This is a genomic window from Methylobacterium sp. BTF04 (genome assembly GCF_010692745.1).
In the GTDB taxonomy this organism is placed as follows: domain Bacteria; phylum Pseudomonadota; class Alphaproteobacteria; order Rhizobiales; family Beijerinckiaceae; genus Methylobacterium.
This window is the reverse complement of the sequence record NZ_JAAHTB010000002.1, coordinates 112,187-135,673: the sequence shown is the minus strand read 5'-3', so window position 1 is coordinate 135,673 and position 23,487 is coordinate 112,187. Positions and strand designations below refer to the sequence as shown.

The 23,487-nt window shown below is 65.2% G+C and carries 23 protein-coding genes; 2 read left to right on the top strand and 21 right to left on the bottom strand.

The window, feature by feature from the left end:
- Positions 1-3 precede the first annotated feature (3 nt).
- From G3T14_RS02120 to G3T14_RS02075, 10 genes are all read right to left on the bottom strand, one after another.
- Entirely contained in the window at positions 4-1,566 is a 1,563-nt protein-coding gene (locus G3T14_RS02120) for a SpoVR family protein (RefSeq protein ID WP_163639540.1), read from the bottom strand.
- A gap of 90 nt (positions 1,567-1,656) precedes the next feature.
- Complete coding sequence (locus G3T14_RS02115; protein WP_163639538.1) at positions 1,657-2,958, bottom strand: YeaH/YhbH family protein; 1,302 nt, start codon at positions 2,956-2,958, stop codon at positions 1,657-1,659.
- Positions 2,959-3,082: 124 nt separating this feature from the next.
- Positions 3,083-5,029, bottom strand: a complete 1,947-nt coding sequence (locus tag G3T14_RS02110) for a PrkA family serine protein kinase (RefSeq protein WP_163639537.1) — start codon at positions 5,027-5,029, stop codon at positions 3,083-3,085.
- Positions 5,030-5,214: 185 nt separating this feature from the next.
- Positions 5,215-5,646, bottom strand: a complete 432-nt coding sequence (locus G3T14_RS02105; RefSeq protein WP_163639536.1) for a 4-aminobutyrate aminotransferase — start codon at positions 5,644-5,646, stop codon at positions 5,215-5,217.
- Between the two features lie 139 nt (positions 5,647-5,785).
- The gene (locus tag G3T14_RS02100) at positions 5,786-6,286 is read right to left on the bottom strand and encodes a MerR family transcriptional regulator (protein ID WP_163639535.1); all 501 of its coding nucleotides are present in this window, start codon (positions 6,284-6,286) and stop codon (positions 5,786-5,788) included.
- Between the two features lie 8 nt (positions 6,287-6,294).
- Complete coding sequence (locus tag G3T14_RS02095; protein ID WP_348645194.1) at positions 6,295-6,672, bottom strand: integration host factor subunit alpha; 378 nt, start codon at positions 6,670-6,672, stop codon at positions 6,295-6,297.
- A gap of 40 nt (positions 6,673-6,712) precedes the next feature.
- Positions 6,713-7,690, bottom strand: coding sequence for a beta-ketoacyl-ACP synthase III (locus tag G3T14_RS02090; RefSeq protein ID WP_163639533.1), 978 nt, complete (start codon positions 7,688-7,690; stop codon positions 6,713-6,715).
- A gap of 28 nt (positions 7,691-7,718) precedes the next feature.
- Complete coding sequence (gene plsX, locus G3T14_RS02085; protein ID WP_163639532.1) at positions 7,719-8,753, bottom strand: phosphate acyltransferase PlsX; 1,035 nt, start codon at positions 8,751-8,753, stop codon at positions 7,719-7,721.
- Between the two features lie 181 nt (positions 8,754-8,934).
- On the bottom strand, positions 8,935-9,450 hold the full coding sequence (locus G3T14_RS02080; RefSeq protein ID WP_163639530.1) for a DUF177 domain-containing protein: 516 nt from the start codon (positions 9,448-9,450) through the stop codon (positions 8,935-8,937).
- The gene (locus G3T14_RS02075; RefSeq protein WP_163639528.1) at positions 9,447-10,073 is read right to left on the bottom strand and encodes a ubiquinol-cytochrome C chaperone family protein; all 627 of its coding nucleotides are present in this window, start codon (positions 10,071-10,073) and stop codon (positions 9,447-9,449) included. The genes G3T14_RS02080 and G3T14_RS02075 overlap by 4 nt, the downstream gene beginning before the upstream one ends.
- 181 nt (positions 10,074-10,254) lie before the next feature.
- Here G3T14_RS02075 and G3T14_RS02070 point away from each other — a divergent pair, with 181 nt between their 5' ends.
- Positions 10,255-10,752, top strand: coding sequence for an outer membrane protein assembly factor BamE (locus G3T14_RS02070; RefSeq protein ID WP_163639526.1), 498 nt, complete (start codon positions 10,255-10,257; stop codon positions 10,750-10,752).
- A 252-nt stretch (positions 10,753-11,004) separates the two neighbouring features.
- On the opposite strand, the gene G3T14_RS02065 is transcribed toward G3T14_RS02070, so the two are convergent.
- The 9 genes from G3T14_RS02065 to G3T14_RS02025 form a co-directional block, all read right to left on the bottom strand.
- The gene (locus tag G3T14_RS02065) at positions 11,005-11,229 is read right to left on the bottom strand and encodes a hypothetical protein (protein WP_163639524.1); all 225 of its coding nucleotides are present in this window, start codon (positions 11,227-11,229) and stop codon (positions 11,005-11,007) included.
- 98 nt (positions 11,230-11,327) lie between these two features.
- Positions 11,328-12,011, bottom strand: a complete 684-nt coding sequence (locus G3T14_RS02060) for an HAD hydrolase-like protein (protein WP_246732859.1) — start codon at positions 12,009-12,011, stop codon at positions 11,328-11,330.
- Positions 12,008-13,903 (bottom strand): PAS domain S-box protein, encoded by a 1,896-nt coding sequence (locus tag G3T14_RS02055; RefSeq protein ID WP_246732858.1) that lies wholly within the window; start codon positions 13,901-13,903, stop codon positions 12,008-12,010. Before G3T14_RS02055 ends, G3T14_RS02060 begins: the two co-directional genes overlap by 4 nt.
- Before the next feature lie 203 nt (positions 13,904-14,106).
- Positions 14,107-15,198 (bottom strand): alkene reductase, encoded by a 1,092-nt coding sequence (locus G3T14_RS02050; protein ID WP_163639520.1) that lies wholly within the window; start codon positions 15,196-15,198, stop codon positions 14,107-14,109.
- A gap of 334 nt (positions 15,199-15,532) precedes the next feature.
- A complete protein-coding gene (locus G3T14_RS02045; protein ID WP_163639518.1) occupies positions 15,533-15,970 on the bottom strand; it encodes a CsbD family protein in 438 nt (145 codons plus the stop codon).
- Between the two features lie 69 nt (positions 15,971-16,039).
- Entirely contained in the window at positions 16,040-16,243 is a 204-nt protein-coding gene (locus G3T14_RS02040; protein WP_163639516.1) for a CsbD family protein, read from the bottom strand.
- Positions 16,244-16,330: 87 nt separating this feature from the next.
- Positions 16,331-17,251 (bottom strand): PhnA-like protein, encoded by a 921-nt coding sequence (locus G3T14_RS02035; protein WP_163639514.1) that lies wholly within the window; start codon positions 17,249-17,251, stop codon positions 16,331-16,333.
- 40 nt (positions 17,252-17,291) lie between these two features.
- Positions 17,292-17,801, bottom strand: a complete 510-nt coding sequence (locus G3T14_RS02030) for a CsbD family protein (RefSeq protein WP_163639512.1) — start codon at positions 17,799-17,801, stop codon at positions 17,292-17,294.
- Positions 17,802-18,077: 276 nt separating this feature from the next.
- Positions 18,078-18,401: a hypothetical protein gene (locus tag G3T14_RS02025; protein WP_163639510.1), complete on the bottom strand. Its 324-nt coding sequence runs from the start codon at positions 18,399-18,401 to the stop codon at positions 18,078-18,080.
- 388 nt (positions 18,402-18,789) lie between these two features.
- On the opposite strand from G3T14_RS02025, the gene G3T14_RS02020 reads away from it, so the two are divergent.
- Positions 18,790-18,990, top strand: coding sequence for a CsbD family protein (locus G3T14_RS02020; RefSeq protein WP_348645197.1), 201 nt, complete (start codon positions 18,790-18,792; stop codon positions 18,988-18,990).
- A 283-nt stretch (positions 18,991-19,273) separates the two neighbouring features.
- On the opposite strand, the gene G3T14_RS02015 is transcribed toward G3T14_RS02020, so the two are convergent.
- Positions 19,274-21,421: a sodium-translocating pyrophosphatase gene (locus G3T14_RS02015; protein ID WP_163639508.1), complete on the bottom strand. Its 2,148-nt coding sequence runs from the start codon at positions 21,419-21,421 to the stop codon at positions 19,274-19,276.
- A 340-nt stretch (positions 21,422-21,761) separates the two neighbouring features.
- Positions 21,762-23,330 (bottom strand): GMC family oxidoreductase, encoded by a 1,569-nt coding sequence (locus G3T14_RS02010; protein WP_163639506.1) that lies wholly within the window; start codon positions 23,328-23,330, stop codon positions 21,762-21,764.
- Positions 23,331-23,487 lie beyond the last annotated feature (157 nt).

Genomic DNA, 23,487 nt, shown 5'->3' with positions numbered 1-23,487 from the left:
GCGTCAGAAGAAGATCGGGCGGGCGCTGGCGCTGTGCTCGGCGAGCACGTCGTCGGTGGCGGGATCGATCTCCTTCAGCACCGCGTCATAGCCCCAGAGATCGGCGAGGTGCTGGAGGACCCGGCGGGCGTCGTCCTTCTGCAGCGTGATGCGATTGAGTGCCTTGTGGTGGACGATGAGGCGGCGGTCGCCTTCGAGATCGACATCGACCACTTCGATGTCGGGATCGAGCCAGGCGACATCGTACTGGCGCGCGAAGGAGCGACGCATCTTGCGATAGCCGCGCTCGTCGTGGATCGCCTCGACGCGCAGTTCCGCTTCGTCGGGGTCGTCGACCACATGGAACAGGCGCATTTCGCGCATCAGCTTGGGCGAGAGGAACTGAGAGATAAAGCTCTCGTCGCGATAATTCGCCCAGATGTCGCGCAGGGTCGCCATGGCGTCGCCGGTGCCGGCAATCTCGGGGAACCACTGACGGTCTTCCGCCGTCGGCTGCTCGACGATGCGGGCGATGTCCTGCATCATCGCAAAGCCGATGGCGTATGGATTGTGACCGTTATAGCCGCGCTCGTTGTAGTTCGGTTGGCGGATGACATTGGTGTGCGATTGCAGGAATTCGAGATAGGCGGCCTCGTTGATCAGGCCCTTCTCGGACAGCGAGTTCATGATCCGATAGTGGCAATAGGTGGCGCAGCCTTCGTTCATCACCTTGGTCTGGCGCTGGGGATAGAAGTACTGCGCCACGAGGCGGATGATGCGCAGGATCTCGCGCTGCCACGGCCGCAGCCGCGGGGCAGCCTTCTCCAGGAAATAGAGCAGGTTCTCTTGCGGGAGTTCCAACAGCGCCTTGCGGCGCTCGACGGCGAGATCGGGGCGAACGCCGGCGATCTTCTGCGGCAAGGTTCGCCAGAGATCATTGTAGACCTGCTCGCCATGCTCGGCCCGCTCGCGCTCGCGGCGCTGCTCGGAGGCGAGGTCCGGCCGCTTCTTGCGCGGATAGCGATGCACCCCCTGGCTCATCAGCGCATGGGCGGCGTCGAGCACCGATTCCACCGCAGAATGGCCGTAACGCTCCTCGCAGCGGGTGATGAAGCCCTTGGCGAAATCGAGATAGTCGAGGATACCCTCGGCATCGGTCCATTGCTTGAACAGATAGTTGTTCTTGAAGAAGTGGTTGTGACCGAACGCGGCGTGGGCGATCACCAGCGTCTGCATCGTCGCCGTGTTCTCCTCCATGACGTAGGAGATGCATGGGTCTGAGTTGATGACGATTTCGTAGGCGAGGCCCATCAGGCCGCGGCGGTAGCCGGCTTCGTGCTGGGCGAAGTGTTTGCCGAACGACCAGTGCTTGTAGAACAGCGGCATGCCGATCGACGCATAGGCGTCGAGCATCTGCTCGGCGGTGATGATCTCGATCTGGTTCGGGTACCACGACAGGCCGAGTTCCGGCCCGGCGATGGCCTCGCAGGCATCATGGATGCGCCGGATCGTGTCGAAATCCCAGTCGTTACCGGTGAACAGGGGTTTCTGGTTGCCGGAGATGGGGTTGAGCTTGAGTCCTGTCATGCTGCGTCCCGATCGATTGTTCGGTTTGGGCCGTCCGCGGCGCGCGTTTCCCTTTCCCCTCTGCTGAGGAGAGACGATGCGCGTTCGCTCTCAAGCCTCCGCTTCCGCCCGCGCGTCCTTGCGGCCGAAGAGCTCGCGGAACACCGGGTAGATGTCGCGGCGGTGGTTGACCTTGCGCATGGCGATGGCGCCGCCGGACTTCGCCAGCCCCTCATAGGTACGCCACAGGGTGGTGCGGTGCTCGACGAAGCCGGCGCGCGGGCCGTTCTCGTCGCCGACTTCCAGATAGGCGAAGTGCTGGCAGGCCGGCAGGATGTGGGCGCGCAGCAATTCGGTAGAGGTCGGGCCGTCGCTCGACACGTTGTCACCGTCAGAGGCCTGCGCCGCGTAGATGTTCCAGTCGTTGGGGTCGTAGCGCTCGGAAATGACGCGCTTCATCTCGACCAGTGCCGAGGAGACCAGTGTACCGCCGGTCTCGCGCGAACCGAAGAACGTCTCCTCGTCCACCTCCGTCGCCTTGTCGGTGTGACGGATGAAGACGATCTCCACGTGCCGGTAGCGCCGCGTCAGGAAGATGTGCAGCAGGATGTAGAAGCGCTTGGCCAAATCCTTCATGTGCTCGGTCATCGAGCCCGAGACGTCCATCAGGCAGAACATCACCGCCTGCGCTACGGGGCGCGGATAGGCCTCGAAGCGGCGGTAGCGCAGGTCGATGGGATCGACATAGGGGATGCGCTTGGTGCGCTCACGCAAGGCGGCGAGAGCCAGGAGCAGGTCCGGCAGGCCGGGATCGGAGGACGGCGTCGCGGCGATCTGCGCTTCGAGGGCGGCGACTTCGTCGGGCTTCGGCCGCTTCAGGGCGATACGCCGCGACATCGAGTTGCGCAGGGTGCGGGTCAGGGCGAGGTTGGCCGGAGAACCCGAAACCGTGTAGCCGGCCCGGCGCAGGCCTTCCGTCTCCACCACCGAAAGGCGCCGCTTGGCGAGATCGGGCAATTCGAGGTCTTCGAGGAAGAGCTCGAGAAATTCCTCGCGGGTCAGGACGAAGCGGAACGCGTCCTCGCTGTTCTCGGAGCCTTCGCCCCCCTCCCCCGAACCCTTGCCGCCGCCACCCGAGGGGGGGCGCTCGATCCGGTCGCCTTCGACATAGGTCTTATTGCCCGGCAGGATGTGGTCGTGAAGCCCGGTGCCGGGCTGGCGGGAAAAACGCGGCTCGCGCACGCCGTCGAGGGGAACGGCGACGCGGCCATCCTTGCCGAGATCCTTGATGTCCTTTTCGCGGGCCGATTCCCGCACGGCGCGTTGGGCCATGTCCTTCACGCGGCGCAGGAAGCGCTGTCGATTGGCGAGGCTCTTGCCTCCGGGATTCAAACGACGGTCGACGATGTGCATCCGGTGTGTTTGCCTTCGCCCTCAAGACCAATGTGGGTTCGACCGGCCGGAGCGACCGCCGCTTTGAGGCAGCGGTCGCCTGTACGGTGCGGATTCGGGTGCCCACACCACCCGAGCCGCATGCTTACCCCGCCTGTTTCACCCGCATGTACCATTCCACGAGACGGCGGACCTGACGCTCGGTGTAGCCGCGCGTCACCATCCGATCGACGAACTCGCCGTGCTTCTTTTCGGTTTCGCCATCCTTCTTCGAGCCAAAGGAGATGACTGGCAGCAGCTCCTCCACCTGGGAGAACATCCGCCGTTCGATCACCTCACGCAGCTTTTCGTAGGACGTCCAGGACGGGTTGCGACCGCCGTGCTGGGCGCGCGAGCGCAGGGCGAACTTCACCACCTCGTTGCGAAAATCCTTCGGATTGGCGATGCCGGCCGGCTTTTCGATCTTGGTCAGCTCTTGGTTGAGAAGCTCACGGTTCAGTAGCTGGCCGGTCTCGGAATCCTTGAAGTCCTGATCTTCGATCCAGGCATCGGCGTAGTCGATGTACCGGTCGAACAGGTTCTGTCCGTAATCGTGATACGATTCGAGATAGGCCTTCTGGATCTCGTGGCCGATGAATTCGGCATAGCGCGGCGCCAGCTCGGTCTTGATGAATTCGAGGTAGCGCTTCTCGGTCTCGGGCGGCAGCTGCTCGCGGCGCAACGCCTGCTCCAGCACGTACATCAGGTGGACGGGGTCGGCCGAGACTTCCGTCGTGTCGTGGTTGAAGGTCGCCGCCATCACCTTGAAGGCGAAGCGGGTGGAAATCCCGTCCATGCCTTCGTCGACGCCTGCGGAATCCTTGTATTCCTGCATCGAGCGGGCACGAGGGTCGACCTCGCGCAGGGATTCTCCGTCATAGACGCGCATCTTCGAGAAGGCGTTGGAATTCGGATGCTCGCGCAGGCGCGAGAGCACCGAGAACCGGGCCAGCATCTCCAGGGTGCCCGGCGCGCAGGACGCTGCGGAAAGTTCGGAGCCGGAGACCAGCTTCTCGTAGATGTGCTGCTCTTCCGTCACCCGAAGGCAGTACGGCACCTTGATCACGTAGATACGGTCGATGAAGGCTTCGTTGTTCTTGTTGGTCTTGAAGGTCTGCCACTCGGATTCGTTGGAGTGGGCGAGGATCACGCCGGTGAATGGGATCGCGCCGATATTCTCGGTGCCGACATAGTTGCCTTCCTGCGTCGCGGTGAGCAGGGGATGCAGCATCTTGATCGGCGCCTTGAACATCTCGACGAATTCGAGGATGCCCTGGTTCGCGCGGTTGAGACCACCCGAATAGGAATAGGCGTCGGGGTCGGCCTGACTCAATGTCTCCAACCGGCGGATGTCGACCTTGCCGACGAGGCTGGAGATGTCCTGGTTGTTCTCGTCGCCGGGCTCGGTCTTGGCGATGCCGATCTGGCGCAGGCGCGACGGCCGGACCTTGATCACCGTGAACCGCGAGATGTCGCCGTCGAACTCGTCGAGGCGCTTCAGGGCCCACGGACTCATCAAGCCGGTGAGGCGACGGCGCGGGATGCCATAGCGTTCCTGGATCTGCTGGCCCATCGCCTCGGGGTCGAACAATCCGAGCGGGCTCTCGAAAACCGGCGAAACCTCGTTGCCGGCCTTCAGCACGTAGATGGGATGGACCTCCATCAGGGCCTTCAGGCGCTCGGCGAGGGACGACTTGCCCCCGCCGACCGGGCCGAGCAGGTAGAGGATCTGCTTGCGCTCTTCCAGGCCTTGGGCGGCATGCCGGAAGAACGAAACGATCCGCTCGATCGTCTCTTCCATCCCGTAGAATTCGGCGAAGGCGGGATAGACCCGGATCGTGCGGTTCATGAACACCCGGCCGAGGCGCGCGTCCCGGGCGGTGTCCACGAATTCCGGCTTGCCGATCGCATCGAGGATGCGCTCGGCGGCTGTTGCGTACATCAGTGGTTCGTCGCGGCACGCTTCGAGAAATTCGGAGAGGCTCATCTCCGTATCTCGGCGTGCCTCGTAACCACGGGCGAAGCTCTGGAACAGGTCGTTCGTCGACGGCATAGGCTTTCCGATCCCCTCACGACAGCGACAGCTTCATCCTGTCTCGGCTGGGATGCAACTGACAGGCCCAGTTTTGTCGCAGTGCGATCGACGCATCGATTGGGCGTGTGATGCGTGCCACAGTGCAACGGGGATGCGGCGCTGCCCCCCGTTGCGCGGTCGCCGGCTCGGCCCATCCTGGCCGGTTACAGCTCGGTCGCGCTCTTGGCCGGAGCGTCCTTCTTGGCCGCATCGACCGTGATCTTGATGTTCTGGGTCTGGATGGTGCCGTCCGAATCCTTGACGTCCACCGTGACTTCGTCGGAGCCGGTGAAGCCGGCCTTGCTCTGGTAGAACACCGCCTGCACCGCCGCATCCTTGCCGGGGCAGCGATAGCTCGCCGGCGTCTTGATCTTGCCGACCTTGGTGATCAGCGAGCCGTTCTTGGGCGCGCCGCTGACGCGGATTTCGGGCATCGGGCCCGCCGAGCAATCCTTCTTGAGGTTGGGCACGATGGCCAGCCGCACGGTCTTGCCCGTGGCCACGGTCTCGCTGCGTGTCACGGTCGTCTGGGCCAGGGCGGGAGCGGTGAGCAGAAGGCCGGCGGCGAGGGCGGCGATCGAACGGACGGGCGACATCGAAGACTCTCCGGCACGGCCCGTCACCCCGAGCGATGGCACCGGGCGGGTCTCGCGTCCGGCGGATGTGGGGATGCGGCTGCCGGGCGTCGAGTGGGGACGGACCAATCCTGCGACGCGCGAGATTCCCGCGTGCGCGTCAGAACTCGTCGCCGGTCTCCGGAGGAGCCCGCAAGCCTTCGAGCACCGATCGGCAGGCGTAGAGGTCGATCAACGCAGCCTCCAGCGCATCGAGGGCCGATGCCGGCAGGCCAGCGGCTTCGTCCATCACGTCACTGGTCACATCGTCCGGTCCCTCGACCTCCTGGATCGACGGCGCCGGAATCTCGGCCTCGCCGCGGCCGATCCTCTGGACGAAACGCAGGCCCTTTTCCCTCAGGACGCGCTGCGCGCCCTTGATGGTGTAGCCCTGCCCGTGGAGAAGGCGCTGGATGCCCTTGATCAGGTCGACGTCGTCGGGCCGATAATAGCGCCGGCCACCGGCCCGCTTCACCGGGCGAATCTGCGTAAATCGCGTTTCCCAGAAACGCAGGACGTGCTGCGGCACGTCGAGATCGTCAGCGACTTCCTTGATGGTTCGAAACGCGGTCGCGCTCTTTTCGATCATGTCGCGCGAATCTGCGGAAGCGGCGAGCGACATCGTAGCCCTCATTCGTCGTCGTCGTGGTCACCGGCTCCGTTCATGCCATTGATCCGGGCCTTGAGCACGTTGGAAGGCTTGAACACCATGACCTGGCGCGGCTCGATGGCGACTTCGACACCGGTCTTCGGGTTGCGCCCGACCCGGCGGCCCTTGCTGCGCACCACGAAGGAGCCGAACGAGGACAGCTTCACCGTTTCACCGCTCGCGAGACAGCCGCAGATTTCCGCCAGCACCGTTTCCACCAATGCGGAGGATTCCGTGCGCGACAGGCCGACCTGCTGGTAGACGGCCTCGCTCAAATCGGCGCGTGTGACCGTCTTCCCACTCATGCGTCTGCCCCCAAGGCGATTCGATGTTTCTTGTTTATCTCTATGATCGCGCACGCTAATCGGCGTTCACCCCAGGGTCAACACCGGCGAGCGCTCACCAGCGGATCAGCGCGGCGCCCCAGGTGAATCCGCCACCGATCGCCTCGATCATCACGAGATCGCCGGTCCGGATGCGTCCGTCCTTGCGCGCCACGTCGAGGGCGAGGGGAATCGAGGCCGCCGAGGTGTTGCCGTGGCGGTCGACCGTGAGCACGACCTTGTCGCGGGCGATGCCGAGTTTGTCGGCCGAGGCCTCGATGATCCGACGATTGGCCTGGTGCGGCACGAACCAGGTCAGATCGTCCGCCGTGATGCCCGACGCCCGGAACGCATCGTCGATGACATCCGTCACCGACCCAACGGCAAACCGGAACACGTCCTTGCCGGTCATGCGCAGATGGCCGGTGGTGCCGGTGGAGCCGGGGCCGCCATCCACGTAAAGCTTTTCGCGGTGGCGTCCGTCCGAGCGCAGGCTTGCGGTAAGCACGCCGCGGTCTGCACTGGTGCCGACCCCCTCCTGTGCTTCGAGGACGATGGCGCCGGCGCCGTCGCCGAACAGCACGCAGGTGGTGCGATCGTCCCAGTCGAGCAGGCGCGAAAACGTCTCGGCGCCGATGACGAGGGCGCGGCGGGCCGAGCCCGTGGCCAGGAACTTGTCGGCGGTGGTCACGGCGTAGACGAAGCCGGCGCAGACCGCCTGGAGATCGAAGGCCGCGCCGCCCTTCATCCCGAGCCCGGCCTGGATCTGAGTCGCCGTCGACGGGAAGGTATGGTCCGGCGTCGAGGTCGCGCAGATCACCAGATCGATGTCGGCGGCGCTGAGCCCGGCATCGTCCAAGGCGGCCTGTGCCGCGCGAGTGCCGAGCACCGACGTCGTCTCGGACGCGTCCGCCAAGTAGCGCTGGCGGATGCCGGTACGCTGGACGATCCAGTCGTCCGAGGTATCGACGGTCTGGCTGAGTTCATCGTTGGTGACGCATCGAGCTGGCAGGGCGGAGCCGCAGCCGACCACGACGGAGCGCAGGACCGTCATCTCACTGTCCTCCCAAGCGCGAATGCATTCATGACGACGCCGCTGTGGGCGTCAGTTCGAGCATATCGCGGATCGTCCGCATCAGGTCGTGCCGGGCCATGTCGTGGGCGAGATCCACGGCGGCCGCGAATCCATGCGCGTCTTCCGAGCCATGGCTCTTGATGACGATGCCCTCCAAGCCGAGGAATACACCGCCATTGGCCCGGCTCGGGTTCATCTTGTCGCGCAACGCCTTGAAGGCCTGACGGGCGAAAAGGTAGCCGATCTTGGCCGAGAGGGTCCGGCTCATGGCGCTGCGCAGGTAGCTGCCAATCTGCTTGGCGGTGCCTTCGGCGGTCTTCAAGGCGATGTTGCCGGTGAAGCCCTCGGTGACCACCACGTCCACGGTGCCCTTGCCGAGATCGTTGCCCTCGACGAAGCCATGATAGATCATGTTCGGCAAATCGGATTCGCGCAGGCGGCGCGCGGCTTCCTTCACCGCCTCGTTGCCCTTCATCTCCTCGGTGCCGACGTTGAGGAGACCAACGGTGGGCTTGTCGAGGTCGAACACGATCCGGGCCATGGCGGCGCCCATCAGCGCCATCTCCACGAGGTGCTCGGCATCGGTGCCGATAGTGGCGCCGACATCGAGCACCACGCTCTCGCCGCGCACGGTGGGCCACAGGCAGGCGATGGCCGGGCGCTCGATTCCGGCCAGCGTCTTCAGGCAGATCTTCGACATCGCCATGAGGGCGCCGGTGTTGCCGGCGGAGACGGCGGCATCCGCCTCACCGTCCTTCACCGCCTGGATCGCCCGCCACATGGAGGACTTTCCGCGCCCGGTTCGGACGGCCTGGCTCGGCTTCTCGTCCATGGCGATAGCGATGGTGGTGTGGCGAATTTCCACCGCACCCTTCAGGCGCGGCTCCGCGGCAACCAGCGGCGCGAGGATCGCCTCGTCGCCGAACATCAAGAACGTCATCTCGGGATGGCGCTCGCGGGCAAGCCCCGCACCGGGCACGACGGTCGTGGGACCGTGATCGCCGCCCATGGCGTCGAGGGAAATGCACACTCTCTTGGACATGATGGCTCGGCCGATGGCCTCGTTGCGAGGTGATGCCCCGCGGTCGCGAAGGGCTGAGGATCGACAAGGCGCGTGTCGAGGCGGGCCTTGTGCCCGGCGCGCCGGAAAATAGCGACTCGCGCCCGCCGGGCAAACGAAATCTGCGTCCGTCGATCCGTCAGTGGCGTCGAACGCCTCAGGTCTAGCCCTGACTTTCTTCGGACCGGAGGCGCTTCAAGGCGGCGAACGGCAGATCGTCGCCCGCATCCGCCGGCGGTTCGAATGCGATGCCGGGCTTGCGCGGATACGGATCGAGGCCGAGCGCCAGGAATTCGGCGGTGAGCTTGCCGAAGTCGATCCGTCCGTTGACGATCGGGTCCGGCACGTCTGCATCCTCCGCGTCCGTGCCGACGAGGACGTCGGTATCGGTGAAGGTGACCTCGACGGGCTCGGACAGTTTGCTCTCGAACGGATCCAGGCTCACCGTACAGATCTGCGTCGCCCAAGCCTCGACGGTACCGGTGACCTTTAGGTCCGACAGGCTGCCGGTGAAGCTGAACCGACCGACGAGGTCGCGAATGGCGGGAATCTTGAAGTCGGCGGCGAGAGCGGCGCATTGCTCGGGCGTGGCCGTGACGGTGATGATGCCGTCACCACGCGGCGCCCTGTCCACGCGCACGATCTGAGAGAGCGGGCCGACGGTCACATCCTGAGTCATTTGGTGGCTCCCGGACCGGTGACGGTCACGTTTTGGGTCGCGGTCTCGGGTTGGGCCGAGGTCTTGAGTTGGGGAAAGCTCTCGGGTTGCGGGAAACGCGGTCCTGTGGTGACCAGCGTATCGAGATCCGCATCCGACAGCGCTGCGGCGCTGGCAGCGACGTAGCGCGCGAGAGCGCCGGCCGCGTCAACGTCATCGCTACCGAGGACGTTGCGGGCGAGGGCTCGGGCGAGGGCTTCCGCGTCGCCGGAAGCGAGGGCGGAATCGTAGCCCTCGGCGCGCGCATAGAAGGCGGCACCGAGCTTCTTCATGCGCTTGGGTACGCCGAAATCGCCGACGCCGAGTTCGCGCAGGGACGAATCGAGCTGGAGGAAGACCGCGTTCACCAGGTCCTGGGCCACGTCGTCGGCCGGTGGCGGGAGCCGGTCGAGTTGGCGCAACACCAGGATGACGTGCAGGCTCAAGCACTCGAAGCGCCCCTCCACCGTGTCGGGGACGCTGAGGACGGTGTAAAAGCCGGGCATCCGCGCCGCCGCATTGATGCGCAGATGCAACGCCTCGATCAGACGCTCGCGCGGCGAGGTACGCCCGAAGGTCAAGCGTTCGAAGAGACGGCGGATCATGCGCTCCACCGGGGCAGGTGGTGCGGAACCAGGGCTTGCCTTGTCAAAACCATAACCCCGCGGTACGGCAACCAACGGCCAAGGTGCAACCTCAATCACGAGCTTTCCGGATGCTCGGCGACGGAGGGTTCGTTCTGGCCGCAGACGTGTTCAGTTTCTCAATATGGTTCAAGGGTGGTCGATGTCGCGCCGTTTCGTTCTGTCGCTCGCTCGCCTCGCACTCCTCGGTCTGATCGGAGTCGGTGTTTCCGGCTGTATCGGCGAGGACCTTCGCCACGGGTATCAGATCGATCAGGCCGCGCTGGCGACTGTGAAGCCCGGCATGAGCGCCGAGCAGGTCCTGCAGATTCTCGGCACCCCGTCCACGGTGTCCACGGTCGGTAACAAGTCCTGGTACTACATCAGCCAGAATACGCGCCGCACGGTGCTGTTCCTCGGCGAGCGGGTCGAAGACCAGAAGGTCACGGCCGTCTATTTCAACCAGGGCTTCAAGGTCGAGCGCGTGTCGCTCTACGGCCTCCAGGACGGCAAGGTGTTCGATTTCATCGAGCGCACCACACCGACCAGCGGTGCCGATCGTGCCTTCATCAGCCAGCTCTTCCGCGGTCTGACCCGCTACGAGCCGTTCGGCAGCGGCAATGCCGCGAGCCCGGTCCCCGGCGCGACCCGCGGTCAGTGAGGCTGTGTCGATCGGGTCGGGACAGGAATGTCCGGGCCCGATCGGCATGTTCCGATCGGCATGTCATGCGATAGAATTCTCAGAGCCCGTCGTACGTCCAAGCGGGTAGGACATGCTCCGGCATCGGCTTTCCCCGACAAACGCGGGCGAAAACACACGGATCTCTGTTCGAATGAACAGGTTCGCTCGCCACGGATGTCTTTTGCCGGTGGCGACGTGGTCAGTGACGTCCAGCGTGGGATTTAAGCCGAATCAAGGTGTGGCGGCCTCGGAAGCGGCCAGGCGGGCGATGATCGCCTCAAAGGCGTCGAGCCCTTCAGTCTCCGGCTCGGCCGCATAGGTCGCGCGTAACCCTCCGGAGAGATGTGCGACGAGGTGGTGGACCGCAGAGCCGCCTTTGGCGTGGCAGCGGCGGGCGGCATCCAGCTCGAGATGCGAGGGCGCTGCCGGCTGGTATTCACCGAACATGTCCTGCATGGGCCACCGCCTCCGCTCGCAACCGTGTTTTGCGAGGCTGGACACTTGCGCAGTGCATACGGTCCAGGCAATCCATCGCACCCTTATGCACAGGCGTTTCAACCGGGGTGTTGCGGGTTGGTAACGCTTGGCGAGGCCACCGGGATTTTGGCGAGGCTCGCGGAGATGTCTCGCGGCGTCTGGAAGATCAGCGCAGGATCGCATTTCGCCAGGGCGTCGAGGCGGGTATAGCCCCAGGCGACGGCCCCGAAGGCGCATCCCGCATCCCGCGCCGCCACGGCATCGCGGATCTCGTCGCCGATGTAGAGAATGTCGGCCGGCCGCTCCCCGGTTGTTCGGATGAGGCTCCGCAGCCGCCGGGCTTTGCCGAAGAGCGATGCGCCGCAGGCGTAATGTCCGATAAGGCCCGCTTCACGAGGGCCCAGCACCGTGCGGATATTGGGCTCGACATTCGAACTGACGATCGCGAGCCGGATGCCGCTGTGTGTCAACGCGTCCAGCATCGCCGTGATGCCGGGAAACAGGTGAATTGCGGCGATGTCGCGGGTTGCGAGCGCGTGCATGTTCCGTGTGATGAACGGCAGTTTCCAGGCCGGGATTCCGAGATGACGGATGATGGCGCGTGCGTCGAGGCCGCGCAGCATCTCGGTGTCGTCTTCAGCGATCCGTTGGAAACGATAGCGCGTCGCGACCTCGTTCAGGATGCTGGCGAACCAGGGAAAGCTGTCGGCCAGGGTCCCGTCGAAGTCGAAGACGACGAGCCGGAACGGAAGCGGGCTCAATGGCGGAGATTGGCGACGGGCACGGTGACCCGCATGACCAATCCGCCCGGCGCCCAGTCGTGCTTGAGCGTTCCATCGAGCTGGCCCGAGACCGTGCGGTCCGCCAGCACCGTGCCGAAACCGCGCCGGGTCGGCGGCGCCGATACCGGCGGTCCGCCCGACTCAGCCCAGGTGAGCGCGTAACTCTCGCCGTCGAGGCGTCCCGTCAGGGTCACGGTTCCGTCCTCGGTGGACAATCCGCCATACTTCACCGCATTCGTCGCCTGCTCATGCATGATCAGCGCGAGTGCGGTCGCCGAGCGGTCGCCGACGGCGACATCGTCACCCCGGATCACGAACCGTTCGCGGCCGTCCTGCGTATAGGCCGCCATGATGAGCCGCATCAGGCCGAGCAGGGTCTGTCCCTGTACCGCAGGCGTGCTCGCCGGAGAGTGCGGCCGGACGTATTCATGCGCCTGCGCCAACGCGCCGAGGCGCTCGCGAAAGGCGTCGACGAAGGGCTTGGCCGCCGGATCGGTGCGGGCCGACAGGCCGGCGATCCCGCCCACCACCGCGAAGATGTTCTTGATGCGATGGGACAGCTCCTTGATCAGCAGATCGCGGGCTTCCTCGGCGCGTTTGCGCTCGCGCAGATCACGCGTCACCGTCGCGTAGCCGATCATGGACCCATGCTCATCGCGAACCGGAAAGACGTTGTAGAGAACCGCGATGCCCTCTCCGGTGACGAAATGGCGAAACGTCAGCTCGCCCTCCCACCAGCCGTCGCGGCGCACGGTCGGCAGCACGGTTGCGATGACGGTAGCCTGGCTCTCAGGCGTGAAATAATCGGCGATCCCCGTTCCCGCTACGGTGGCTTCGGACAACCCGACCAGGCGGCGGCCGGCCGCGTTGACGTGGAGGACCATGCCCGCCTCGTCGGCGATACCGATGAAGTCCTTCGATTCCGCGACGACGGCGGCGAGCTTGCGCGCCTCGGCCTCGGCACGCTTGAAGTCCTCGATATCGGTGCAGGTCCCGAACCAGCGCTCGATCCGCCCCTCGGCATCGCGCAGGGGCATCGCGCGTCCCAGCGCCCAGCGATACGCACCGGTATGGTGGCGCAGGCGATACTCGATCTCGTAGGGGTCGCCGGTAGCGAGGCTGTGCCGCCATCGCGTCCAGGCGCGTTCCTGATCGTCGGGGTGGAACATTCCATTCCACTCCTCCCCGTCGGTCGAGCCAGGGGGAACACCGGTGAACTCATACCAGCGGTCGTTGTAGAAATCGTGGAAGCCGTCCGGCAGCGTGGTCCAGACCATCTGCGGCATGGCGCCGGTCATCACGCGGAAGCGGCGCTCGCTCGCGGCGATGTCGGCCTCGCGCTCGGTCAAGATCGCACGCATGCGTGTCGACTCGATGAGGGTCGAGGCCTGGCGTACCAATGCGAGGAGCGTCTGCGATTGCGCGGGAGTCAGGCCATCGGGCCTCGCCCGATCATCGAGCACGCACAGGCTGCCGAGCGGCACGCCGGACTTCGCCCGGATGACCGCACCGGCATAGAAACGCGCGTGTGGTTGGCCGGTAACGATCGGATTGTCCGCGGTACGGGGATCTGCAGCGAGGTCGTGAATGACCAGAAGCCCGTCGCTGACGATGGCGTGTTCGCAAATCGCCAGATCGCGCGGTGTCTCGTCCTTTCCAAAGCCCAGCTCTGCCATGAACCATTGGCGGGTCGCATCGACGAGGCTGACAAGGGCAATCGGCGCCGCACAAACGAGCGATGCGATCTGAATCAGGTCGTCATAGGCCGGATCGCGAGCACTATCGAGGATGCCGAGGTCATGGAGCTGCGCAAGCCGTTCGGCTTCTGTCCACGATGAACTCGTGGAGGCGCAGGAATCGGTGAAACTCAAAAGCCGTCGCCCTCGTCGCGGTCCATACATAGGACCGAACCTGGCTCGGCGATAGCATTGCCGCGCTTCATTGTGGCTGGATCGTAAAGAACTCCAGACCAACCCCTTCGCCGGACTGAGGATCGAGCCCTGCTAGTGTATGAAAATACACAATAGAAAGGCTCGATCCTGCACTGCTTCGCGTGTCGTTTACGCTGACGCCCTTAGGCTGCTGCGGCCGAGGCCAGGGCCGGATAGTCGACATAGCCCTCGGGTCCCTGGCTGTACCAGGTCTTCGGCTCGTCCTTGGCGAGCTCGGCGCCTCCCGCAATGCGGGCCGGGAGGTCCGGGTTGGCGATGAAGGTACGTCCGAACGCGATGGCGTCGGCGTGGCCCGCATCGAGGGCGGATTGTCCGCTGCTGCCGTCGTAATCCGAGTTCAGGATCAGGGGACCGTCGAAAGCCTGCTTGACCTTCGGCGCCACCGGGGGGTGGTTCGCCGTGCCGAACGTGCCTTCGGGGCCGGGCTCGCGCATCTCGACGAAGGCGATGCCGATCTTGGACAGGGCTGCCGCCGCAGCGCTGAACAGCGCGTCGGGGTTCGAATCGTCGACGCCCTGGATCGCGCCGTTGGGCGACAGGCGCACGCCGGTGCGCTCCTTGCCGATGGCGTCGGCCACGGTCTGGGTCACCTCGGTGAGCAGCCGGATGCGGTTCTCGACGGACCCGCCGTAGCGATCATCGCGGAAATTCGAGCCGTCGCGCAGGAACTGGTCGATGAGGTATCCGTTCGCCGCGTGGATCTGGACGCCGTCAAAGCCCGCGGCGATGGCGTTGCGCGCGGCCCGGTCGTAGTCGGCCAGAAGGCGCGGAATCTCGGCGATCGGCAGCGGACGCGCCTCCACGTAGGGCTTCTTGCCGTCGTAGGTATGGGCGGCATCCGGCGCAGTCGTCGCCGAGGCCGAGATGGGCTTTGCGCCATCGAGGAAGTCGGGGTGGACGATCCGGCCCATATGCCAGAGCTGGCAGAAGATGACGCCGCCGGCATCGTGGACGGCCTTCACGATCGGCTTCCAGGCTTCGACCTGCTCGTCCGACCAGATGCCCGGCGCGTAGGGCCAGCCGAGGCCTTCCTGGCTGACGCCGGTGGCCTCCGTGAGGATGAGGCCGGCGCTCGCCCGCTGGGTGTAGTATTCAACCATGATCGGCGTCGGGACATGCGCGCGGGTCGCGCGGCCGCGGGTGAGCGGCGCCATGAAGATACGGTTCTTGGCTTCGATCGCGCCGATGCGAATCGGGTCGGACAAGGATGGCATCGAAAAACTCGCGTTTGTTTCAAGGACGAACGGAAGCGGCGCGCGCGGGTACGCCTCCGCTTCAAGCTCCGTAATTGGATTGCACCCGAGCCAATGCCAGCGGGCTTTGCCGCAGGCGCCCTCCCCTCGGTGCGGAGACGCACGCCATCGGTTGCTTCATGCTGAAAGGCCCGGAACCTTGAGGCTCCGGACCCTCGTTCCTACCAACTCCGTGACGAGCGCTACGCAAGGGGGGCAGAGATTGAACACCCAGGGCACCCTCGCGGATTGCACTCCGCAAGCCCCTGTAACCATCAGCGCTTGCGGAGCATGGCTCTCCAGCCGTTGCGAGGGATCAGCGCGACGGGCGTAGTAGCCAGCCGAGCCCGAACGCGACCGCCGCGATGGCAACCAGCGTGGTCGCACGATTGTCGTCGGCATAGCCGATGGCTCGACGTCCGTAGGCTTCGCCACGCTTACGGGCATCCTTGGCGAAATCGCGCCCGTCCTCGAGCAGATCCTCGGCGCGGTCACGGACATCGTCCGCAAAATGGCGGCCGTCCTCGACGAGGTTGCCGGCTCGGTCACGCACGTCATGCGCGAGATCACGACCCTCATCCGCGAACCGCTCGGCGCGGTCGCGTGCACGTCCGTACGCATACTGCGCGCCGCCGGCGACTTGGTCGACCGCACCGCGCACTTGGCGGCCAGGGTCGCCGGTCATGCCACCGATCGTGGACTGGGCCCGGCCCTTCAGGTGGCGCTTGGCGCCGCGGAACTCGTCCCGATTCATAGCTGCTCCTGTCGATTAAAAGGGAGGGAACGCGCGGGGCGGCCGTATGGCCACCCCGGTCTCGGCCCATCAGAGCTTGCTCTTGACCTTGTCGGCGAGGGTTTGGGCGCCGTCCTTCACGTCGCCGACGGTCTTCTGGGCTTCACCCTTCAGTTCCTGGGCCTTGCCCTCGGCGACGAGCTTGTCGTTGCCGGTGACGTTGCCCACGCTCTGCTTGACGTTGCCGACGGCTTCGTTGGCGAGACCCTTGATCTTGTCGGTGGTGCTGCTCATCGGACTGCTCCTGTCTTTGAGGGGGAAGGGAGCCGGCTTTTTCGAGCCGGCGGAAAGATCGTCCCCGGCGAACCGGGGGCGATGGGATCAGACCCGACGGGCGTCGTAGCCGGCGATCAGGGTGGCGGGCTTCGGGGCGCCGAGGCGACCGCCAAAGAAGCCGGCGAGCGCGCCGAGGATCAGGGCAAGCGCTCCGTAGAGTGCTCCCTGGGTCGCGGCGCTGCGGGCGGCTTCGGCGGCTGCGATGGCCTTCTTCTTGGCGTCGGCGACCGCCGCATCGTACTGCTTCTCGTAATCCTGGATCTGAGCCTTGGCTTGATCCACCGGGATGCCCTGAGCCTTGGCGAGCGCATCGGCGGCGCGGCTCTCGGCTTCCTGCTTCTTGGCAGGATCACCCGAAAGGAGCGCACGGACCGCGGCGGCGGCAGCGTCACGCATGGCCTGGGGGTCCTGGCCGGCAGCCTGCTGGCGGACCGACTTTTCGATGCCGTCGAGCGGGTTCGAGATCTGCGCGAGCGACGGAGCGGCTGCCTGGGCAGCAGTCTTCACCGTACCGCCGACGAGCGAACCTGCACCGCCGAGCGTGCTGGTCACGCCGCTGAACGCGCCACCGATGATACTACCCACCGCCGAGGTCAGGAGGTAGAGCACCACGAGGGTGGTGACCGCCCACGAGACGAGGCCGTGAAAACCCGCGGTGTTGCCGATGGACTTGCCGGACAGGCGACCGGCGAGGAAACCGCCGGCGAGCGCCGCGACGATACCGGACATCACGAACCACAGGCCGGCGCCCATCGAGAGGGTCGCGGCGGTCGGATTGTCCGCCGCCGGGCCGCCGACGCTGGAGAGGCCGATACCGACGCCGACCATGTTGAGGACGACCTGGGTCACCAGTGCGGTCACTGCGCCGGCGAAGATGGCGCCCCAGGATACTTGGTGCTGAAGAACGGTGCGGACGTCGGTCGCAGGCGCGAGCGGCGCGGCGGGGATGCTGGACAAGGATGCCACGTCTGTACTCCGGTTAATCTGTGCGCGGTGCTGAGAAAAATCAGCGACGGGATTGGATGAGGAAGGCGAGGCCGAAGCCGATGGCACCGGCGATGAGGAGCGCAGCGATCGGGCTCTCCTCGACCTGATGCGCGACGGCACGACGTCCCTGGCTGAGGTAGCGGCCGGAATTTTCGTAGGCGTCCTCGGCGTAGTGATAGGCCTCGTCTCCGGCGCTGCGGACGGATTCCTCGGCCCGCGCATGGTAGCTCTCGGCATCCTCCCGGACCTGACCGGCCCGTCGTGCGACGGCGTCCTTGTCCGGGCCGGCCAGGTCGTCGACGGCGCCCCGTACCGTGTCGCCGATGTCCTTGGCAGTATCCGAGACCCGGTCGGACACGTCGCGAACGGCATCCTTGGCCTGACCGTATGTGTTCTCTGCCGTTCCCTGCGCCTGTCGGGCACGCCCTTCGACAGAATCCTTGTTCGATCCCACGAGGTCACCAACGGCACCCTGTACCTTGCCCGCGAGCTCCTTGGCGGCGCCCGTAACCCGATCCGTATCCACCATTTTCGTCTCCGATTCTGTTCGTTGAGGTCTGGTTGGTTGTTCGTGCGCCAATCGATCCGGGCTCCGATGTCGTGTCCCCGGATTTCGTGTCCGACTTCGGCGATTGCTTTGCGGCCTACCCTCGGCGACGACTCCGACTTCGGCCGGTCGAGAAACCAATGGCTTCCTTCGTCGCCCCTGACTTGGTGTCTGAGACATGCACTGCAATGATACAAATTTACCAGTTATCTAGTAAAATTGCGCTAGTCTGAGAGATGCGAGGCAGTTGTCCTAGTTCTACGCGACGACGTCCCAGAGCTGTACGGTGACGTCCGATAGTCTCGGTGCCACACGATACGGTCGGCGCTGAAGGTCGTTGACGATGAGGCTGCGCAGCGAAGTCATCTCGTCGCTTGCCGGTTCGTCGGTTCGCGCCGTAGCGACGACGGCATCGTGAAAGCGCACACCACGGACGATGTGCTCGACTTGGTGATGATCGGACGCGAGGCGGCTGCAGTGGCGCTGCGCGTCGATGGCCTGATCGAGTTCGACCAGAATGACGCCCTCGCTCAATTGGGCTGGCACCGGCCTCACTTCGCTGTTGTCGACATCGGACGTCATCACTCGGCTCGCTCCCCGCCGCCCGACAGGCAACGGGGCGCAAACGGATTGCGCGCAATCGGGTTCCGCATGCGCTGCCAAAAACCGGTGCCTACGTATTACCCACGTGATCTCGAGCCGCCGAAACATAGGCGCGCGAACCGTTTTGCGAAGGCCGGAAAGCGCGGATGGCGACCCCAGGCGTACCAGTCACCGAACTGTCGATTTGGTTCAGCTGCATCATTGTGAGCGCGGGAGGGAGGGTTATCTCGACCTGACCACAGGCGCTCCGCCCCGATCGACGATGCAGAAAGTACCCGGCATGCCCAACAATCCGCGTCTGGTCCGCTCGCTCGCGACAGCCGCGTTGCTCGGCATCGGTGTCGTGGAATCGGCCGCCGCCGATCCGATGCCGACGCCAGCCGGCGCGATGGATCGGATCACCGGCTTGGCCAACGAGGCGACCGGGAGCGTCAAGCAGGGTCTCGGCGATCTCACCGACGACCGCGGCCTGCAGGCCGAGGGCAAGGTCCAGGAACTGAAAGGCCGGGTTCAGCAGGGCATCGGCGAGACGAAGGATGCGGCCGAGACTGCGCGGTCGCGGTTCTGACCGCCACCGTCCGAATTCCGTTTCCCAGGTTGTGCCGGACCTTTTTTGCCCCATCAGGTCTGGCACGGCGCAGGGCCGGGCACCGTCTCGTTCGAGACGGATGTCCGGCCCGTAGCCTTCGCGAAGGAAAGAGGCACGACATCGAACGGCCTATTGCGCCGTCGCGGCCTCCCCTAGGGAAGATTGTCCGCCCCACCGCCAGGGATCGTCCATTTCAGGCGATCTCTGGCTGATTACGTTGGATGACAAGGCTCGGTTCGCTATCCGAACGTATGTCGCCGATTCAGCTATGCGCCAGCACCGCGAGCAGGAGCAGCGCGATGATGTTGGTGATCTTGATCGCTGGATTGACCGCAGGGCCCGCCGTATCCTTGTAGGGGTCGCCGACGGTATCGCCGGTGATGGCGGCCTTGTGGGCCTCCGAGCCTTTGCCGCCGTGGTGTCCGTCCTCGATGTACTTCTTGGCATTGTCCCAGGCGCCGCCACCGGAGGTCATCGAGATGGCGACGTAGAGGCCGGTGATGATCACGCCGAGGAGCATCGCCCCCACGGTCGCGAAGGCCTGCGACTTGCCGGCGATGAGCTGGATCACGAAGAACAGCACGATCGGCGACAGAACCGGTAGGAGCGACGGCAGGATCATCTCCTTGATCGCCGCGCGCGTCAGCATGTCGACGGCGCGGCCGTAATCCGGCCGGTCGGTCCCCGCCATGATGCCCGGCTTCTCTCGGAACTGGCGCCGGACCTCTTCCACCACCGCGCCGGCCGCCCGGCCGACCGCCGTCATCGCCATTCCGCTAAAGAGGAATGGGATCAGGCCGCCGAGCAGCAAGCCGACGACGATGAACGGATTCATCAACGAGAAATCGACGCTGACACCCTGGAAGAAGCGATACTGGGTCGGGCTCGCATTGGTGATGAAGTAGTTCAGGTCTGAGGTGTAGGCGGCAAACAGCACCAGCGCCCCAAGGCCGGCCGAGCCGATGGCGTAGCCCTTGGTGACCGCCTTCGTGGTGTTGCCCACCGCATCGAGCGCATCGGTGGATTTGCGGACTTCCGGCGGAAGGCCCGCCATCTCGGCGATGCCGCCCGCATTGTCGGTGACCGGCCCGAACGCGTCGAGCGCCACGATGAACCCGGCGAGCGCCAGCATGGCGGTGACCGCGATGGCGATCCCGAACAGGCCCGCAAGCGAGTAGGTCGAGATGATGCCCGCGACGATGACGAGGGCGGGTAAAGCCGTCGATTCGAGCGAGATCGCCAGTCCCTGGATGACATTGGTGCCGTGGCCGGTGACTGAGGCGTCGGCGATGGACTTCACCGGGCGGAAATGCGTGCCGGTGTAGTATTCGGTGATGACGACGATGAGCGCGGTGATGACCAGGCCGATCACGGCGCAGCCGAACAACGCACCCGAGGTGAAGCTCACGCCGGCGCTGGTGGTGAACCGCGTCCCGAACCCACCGAACAGCGCCAGGTTGACGAGCCCGATCGCCACGATGGACAGGGCGCCGGCGGTGATCAGCCCCTTGTAGAGGGCGCCCATGATCGACTGATTGGCACCGAGCCGCACCGCGTAGGTGCCGGCGATGGAGGTGAGGATGCAGGACGAGCCGATGGCCAGCGGATAGAGCAGCATCGCCTCCAGCACGTTGAGGCCGCCGACATCGATCTGGCCGGCGAAGAAGATCGCGGCCAGCACCATGGTGGCGACCACCGTCACCGCGTAGGTCTCGAACAGGTCGGCGGCCATGCCGGCGCAATCACCGACATTGTCGCCGACATTGTCGGCGATGGTTGCCGGGTTACGCGGGTCGTCTTCGGGAATCCCGGCCTCGACCTTGCCGACGAGATCGCCGCCGACATCCGCACCCTTGGTGAAGATGCCGCCGCCGAGGCGCGCGAAGATCGAGATCAGCGAAGCGCCGAAGCCGAGCGCCACCAGCGCGTCGATGACCTCGCGGCTGGCCGGCGGCAACCCGGCAATGCGGGTGAGATAGCCGTAATAAAGCGCCACCCCGAGGAGCGCGAGGCCGGCCACGAACATGCCGGTGACGGCCCCCGACTTGAAGGCCACGTCGAGCCCGGCGCCGAGGGATGTCGAGGCCGCCTGCGCGGTGCGGACGTTGGCCCGCACCGACACGTTCATGCCGATGAACCCGGCTCCTCCCGACAGAACGGCGCCGATCAGGAAGCCGACAGCGACCTTGATCCCCAGGAACCAAGCGAGCGCCACGAACAGCACCGCGCCGACGACGGCGATGGTGGCGTATTGGCGCCGCAGATACGCCTGCGCGCCCTCCGCGATGGCGCCGGCGATCTCCTGCATCCGCTGAGAGCCGGCATCGCGCTTCATCACGTCGTTGATGGTGAAGATCCCGTAGGCGACGGCGCAAAGCCCGCCCAAGATGATCAGGAACAAGGCGCTCATGCTGACGTCCTTAGCGTTCTTCGTGATCGGCGAGCTTGGCCTGGCGTGGCCATGGGACGGGTCGCTCGGATTATTTTCGCAATTCCTCCCAGGAACGCCTGCTCTGAGTGCCAAACTTCCGCTGCCGTGGCAAACACTGCTTAGCTTTTTCGTCAGCGAATATTTGTGCATCGCAGCATAATAAAAGTCTTGGCAAAAAATACATTGCGGCGCGGCGGGGTTTCGCAGGTGGGAATATCACCGATTCGCAAGTGGACGCCTGTGCCGCAGCCGCTCGGGTCACGACGAAAAATTGGAAACCGACGCGCCGATCAGAGCGCGCGCGGGCGGCGGCGGCGGTTCAGCGAAGGCGGTCCTCGAGATGCGCGGCGACCCGCAGGGCATTGGCGATGATGGTCAGGGTCGGATTCACCGCGCCGATCGACGGGAAGAAGCTCGCATCGGTCACATAAAGATTGTCGATCTGGTGGGCCTTGCAGTTCAGGTCGAGCACCGAGGATTTCGGGTCGGTGCCGAAGCGTAGGGTTCCGGCCTGATGCGCGGTTCCGCTCAGGGGAATGTTCTTACCGAGATAAAGTGAACGCTCGAACAGGTAGGTATAGGCCCCGCCGGGACGCAGCAACGCTTCGAGCTTGTCGCGCAGGCGGTCATGCGCCTCGCGGTTGTTCTCCTTGATATCGAGGATGACGCGCCCGTCCTGCCCGAGACTGACGCGGTTGTCGGGATGGGGCAGGTCCTCGCTCTGCAGCCAGAAATCCATCGAATGACGCGCCACCATGTCGAACGGTGCGTCGGGCAGGATGGAGGTCCATTTCGGAAATTCCTCGCCGCGGATCTGGTCCGGGAGCGTTTTCGCGCACATCTGGATTAGTCCCATCGGGTACTCCCAATCCTTGGATTCGAAGTAGAAATCCGAGACCGCGAGCGTCTTCTGGAACACCGTGTCGTTGACCTCCTTCGACAGGGCCATCAGCACCGACATGTTGTGGCGCATGTAATTGCGGCCGACCTGATCCGAGCCGTTGGCGAGACCGGTGGGATGGGCCGCGTTGGCCGAGCGCAGCAGCAGCAGCGCCGACGAGAGCGCACCGCAGGCGACGACGACGATATCGGCGCTGTAGCGCTCCTCCCGGCCCTCGCGGGTCACATGCACGCTGGTGACGGTCGTTCCCGCCGCATCGGTCTCGAGCTTCGAGACATAGGCGTTCACCAGCAGGGTGACGTTGTCATGCGCCTCCAGAGTCGGGTCCACGGTCATCACCTGCGCGTCGGCCTTGCCGTTGAGGAGACAGGGAAACCCGTCGAAGGCGTCGCAGCGGATGCAGGTGCTGGTGGGCGTCGGCTTGCCGTTCTTCTCGGTGAGCTTGATGCCGAGCGGCAGGTGGAAGGGGCGCAGGCCCTCGCCGGCCCAGGCGTCGGACAGCTTCTGGATGCGGGGCTCGTGGCTCACCGCCGGATGGGTGTATCCGCTGCTCGACCACGGCTCCGTCGGATCTTCACCGCGGTTGCCGTGGACCGCGAACAGGGCTTCGGCCTCTGCGTAATACGGCTCGAACACGTCGTATCCCACCGGCCAGGCGGGCGAGACGCCGTCGATATGGCGGACCTCGCCGAAATCGCGCTCGCGCAGGCGAAACAGGGCCGCACCGTAGACCTTGGAATTCCCGCCGACATAGTAATGCAGCGCCGGGCTGAAGGCCCGCCCGTCGCCGCCGTACCAGGTCTCCTTGGCCTGATACGCTCCATCGACGAACACCGTCTTGGCGCTCCAATTGGCCTGGCTGCGGGGCAGATAGTCTCCACGCTCGAGCAGGAGGATGCGCTTGCCGGTCTTGGCGAGACGCGCCGTCAAGGAGCCCCCGCCCGGTCCGCTCCCGATTACGATGACGTCGTAATGATCCTGAGACATGGTGTTGCCTGCGATGGAATGGTGCGCGTGATCGCTCGGCCAACGTAACCCGTCCGGCGCCGTTCCGCGTTGCAGTGCACACGGACTCGCGAGGGGCGGCAACCCGTGCGATGGCGAGGCGTTGGCCAGCACGGCATCGCGTTAGACGGATCACCGC

Coding starts and splice junctions, on each gene's coding strand:
- G3T14_RS02100 (WP_163639535.1), bottom strand. CDS start 6,286: ATGTCGCTCGCCGCTTCCGCAGATTCGCGCGACATGATCGAAAAGAGC.
- G3T14_RS02050 (WP_163639520.1), bottom strand. CDS start 15,198: ATGCCATCCTTGTCCGACCCGATTCGCATCGGCGCGATCGAAGCCAAG.
- G3T14_RS02030 (WP_163639512.1), bottom strand. CDS start 17,801: ATGGTGGATACGGATCGGGTTACGGGCGCCGCCAAGGAGCTCGCGGGC.
- G3T14_RS02065 (WP_163639524.1), bottom strand. CDS start 11,229: ATGCAGGACATGTTCGGTGAATACCAGCCGGCAGCGCCCTCGCATCTC.
- G3T14_RS02015 (WP_163639508.1), bottom strand. CDS start 21,421: ATGAGCGCCTTGTTCCTGATCATCTTGGGCGGGCTTTGCGCCGTCGCC.
- G3T14_RS02070 (WP_163639526.1), top strand. CDS start 10,255: ATGTCGCGCCGTTTCGTTCTGTCGCTCGCTCGCCTCGCACTCCTCGGT.
- G3T14_RS02110 (WP_163639537.1), bottom strand. CDS start 5,029: ATGCCGTCGACGAACGACCTGTTCCAGAGCTTCGCCCGTGGTTACGAG.
- G3T14_RS02040 (WP_163639516.1), bottom strand. CDS start 16,243: ATGAGCAGCACCACCGACAAGATCAAGGGTCTCGCCAACGAAGCCGTC.
- G3T14_RS02080 (WP_163639530.1), bottom strand. CDS start 9,450: ATGACTCAGGATGTGACCGTCGGCCCGCTCTCTCAGATCGTGCGCGTG.
- G3T14_RS02105 (WP_163639536.1), bottom strand. CDS start 5,646: ATGTCGCCCGTCCGTTCGATCGCCGCCCTCGCCGCCGGCCTTCTGCTC.
- G3T14_RS02025 (WP_163639510.1), bottom strand. CDS start 18,401: ATGACGTCCGATGTCGACAACAGCGAAGTGAGGCCGGTGCCAGCCCAA.
- G3T14_RS02090 (WP_163639533.1), bottom strand. CDS start 7,690: ATGACGGTCCTGCGCTCCGTCGTGGTCGGCTGCGGCTCCGCCCTGCCA.
- G3T14_RS02075 (WP_163639528.1), bottom strand. CDS start 10,073: ATGATCCGCCGTCTCTTCGAACGCTTGACCTTCGGGCGTACCTCGCCG.
- G3T14_RS02010 (WP_163639506.1), bottom strand. CDS start 23,330: ATGTCTCAGGATCATTACGACGTCATCGTAATCGGGAGCGGACCGGGC.
- G3T14_RS02115 (WP_163639538.1), bottom strand. CDS start 2,958: ATGCACATCGTCGACCGTCGTTTGAATCCCGGAGGCAAGAGCCTCGCC.
- plsX (WP_163639532.1), bottom strand. CDS start 8,753: ATGTCCAAGAGAGTGTGCATTTCCCTCGACGCCATGGGCGGCGATCAC.
- G3T14_RS02020 (WP_348645197.1), top strand. CDS start 18,790: ATGCCGACGCCAGCCGGCGCGATGGATCGGATCACCGGCTTGGCCAAC.
- G3T14_RS02045 (WP_163639518.1), bottom strand. CDS start 15,970: ATGAATCGGGACGAGTTCCGCGGCGCCAAGCGCCACCTGAAGGGCCGG.
- G3T14_RS02120 (WP_163639540.1), bottom strand. CDS start 1,566: ATGACAGGACTCAAGCTCAACCCCATCTCCGGCAACCAGAAACCCCTG.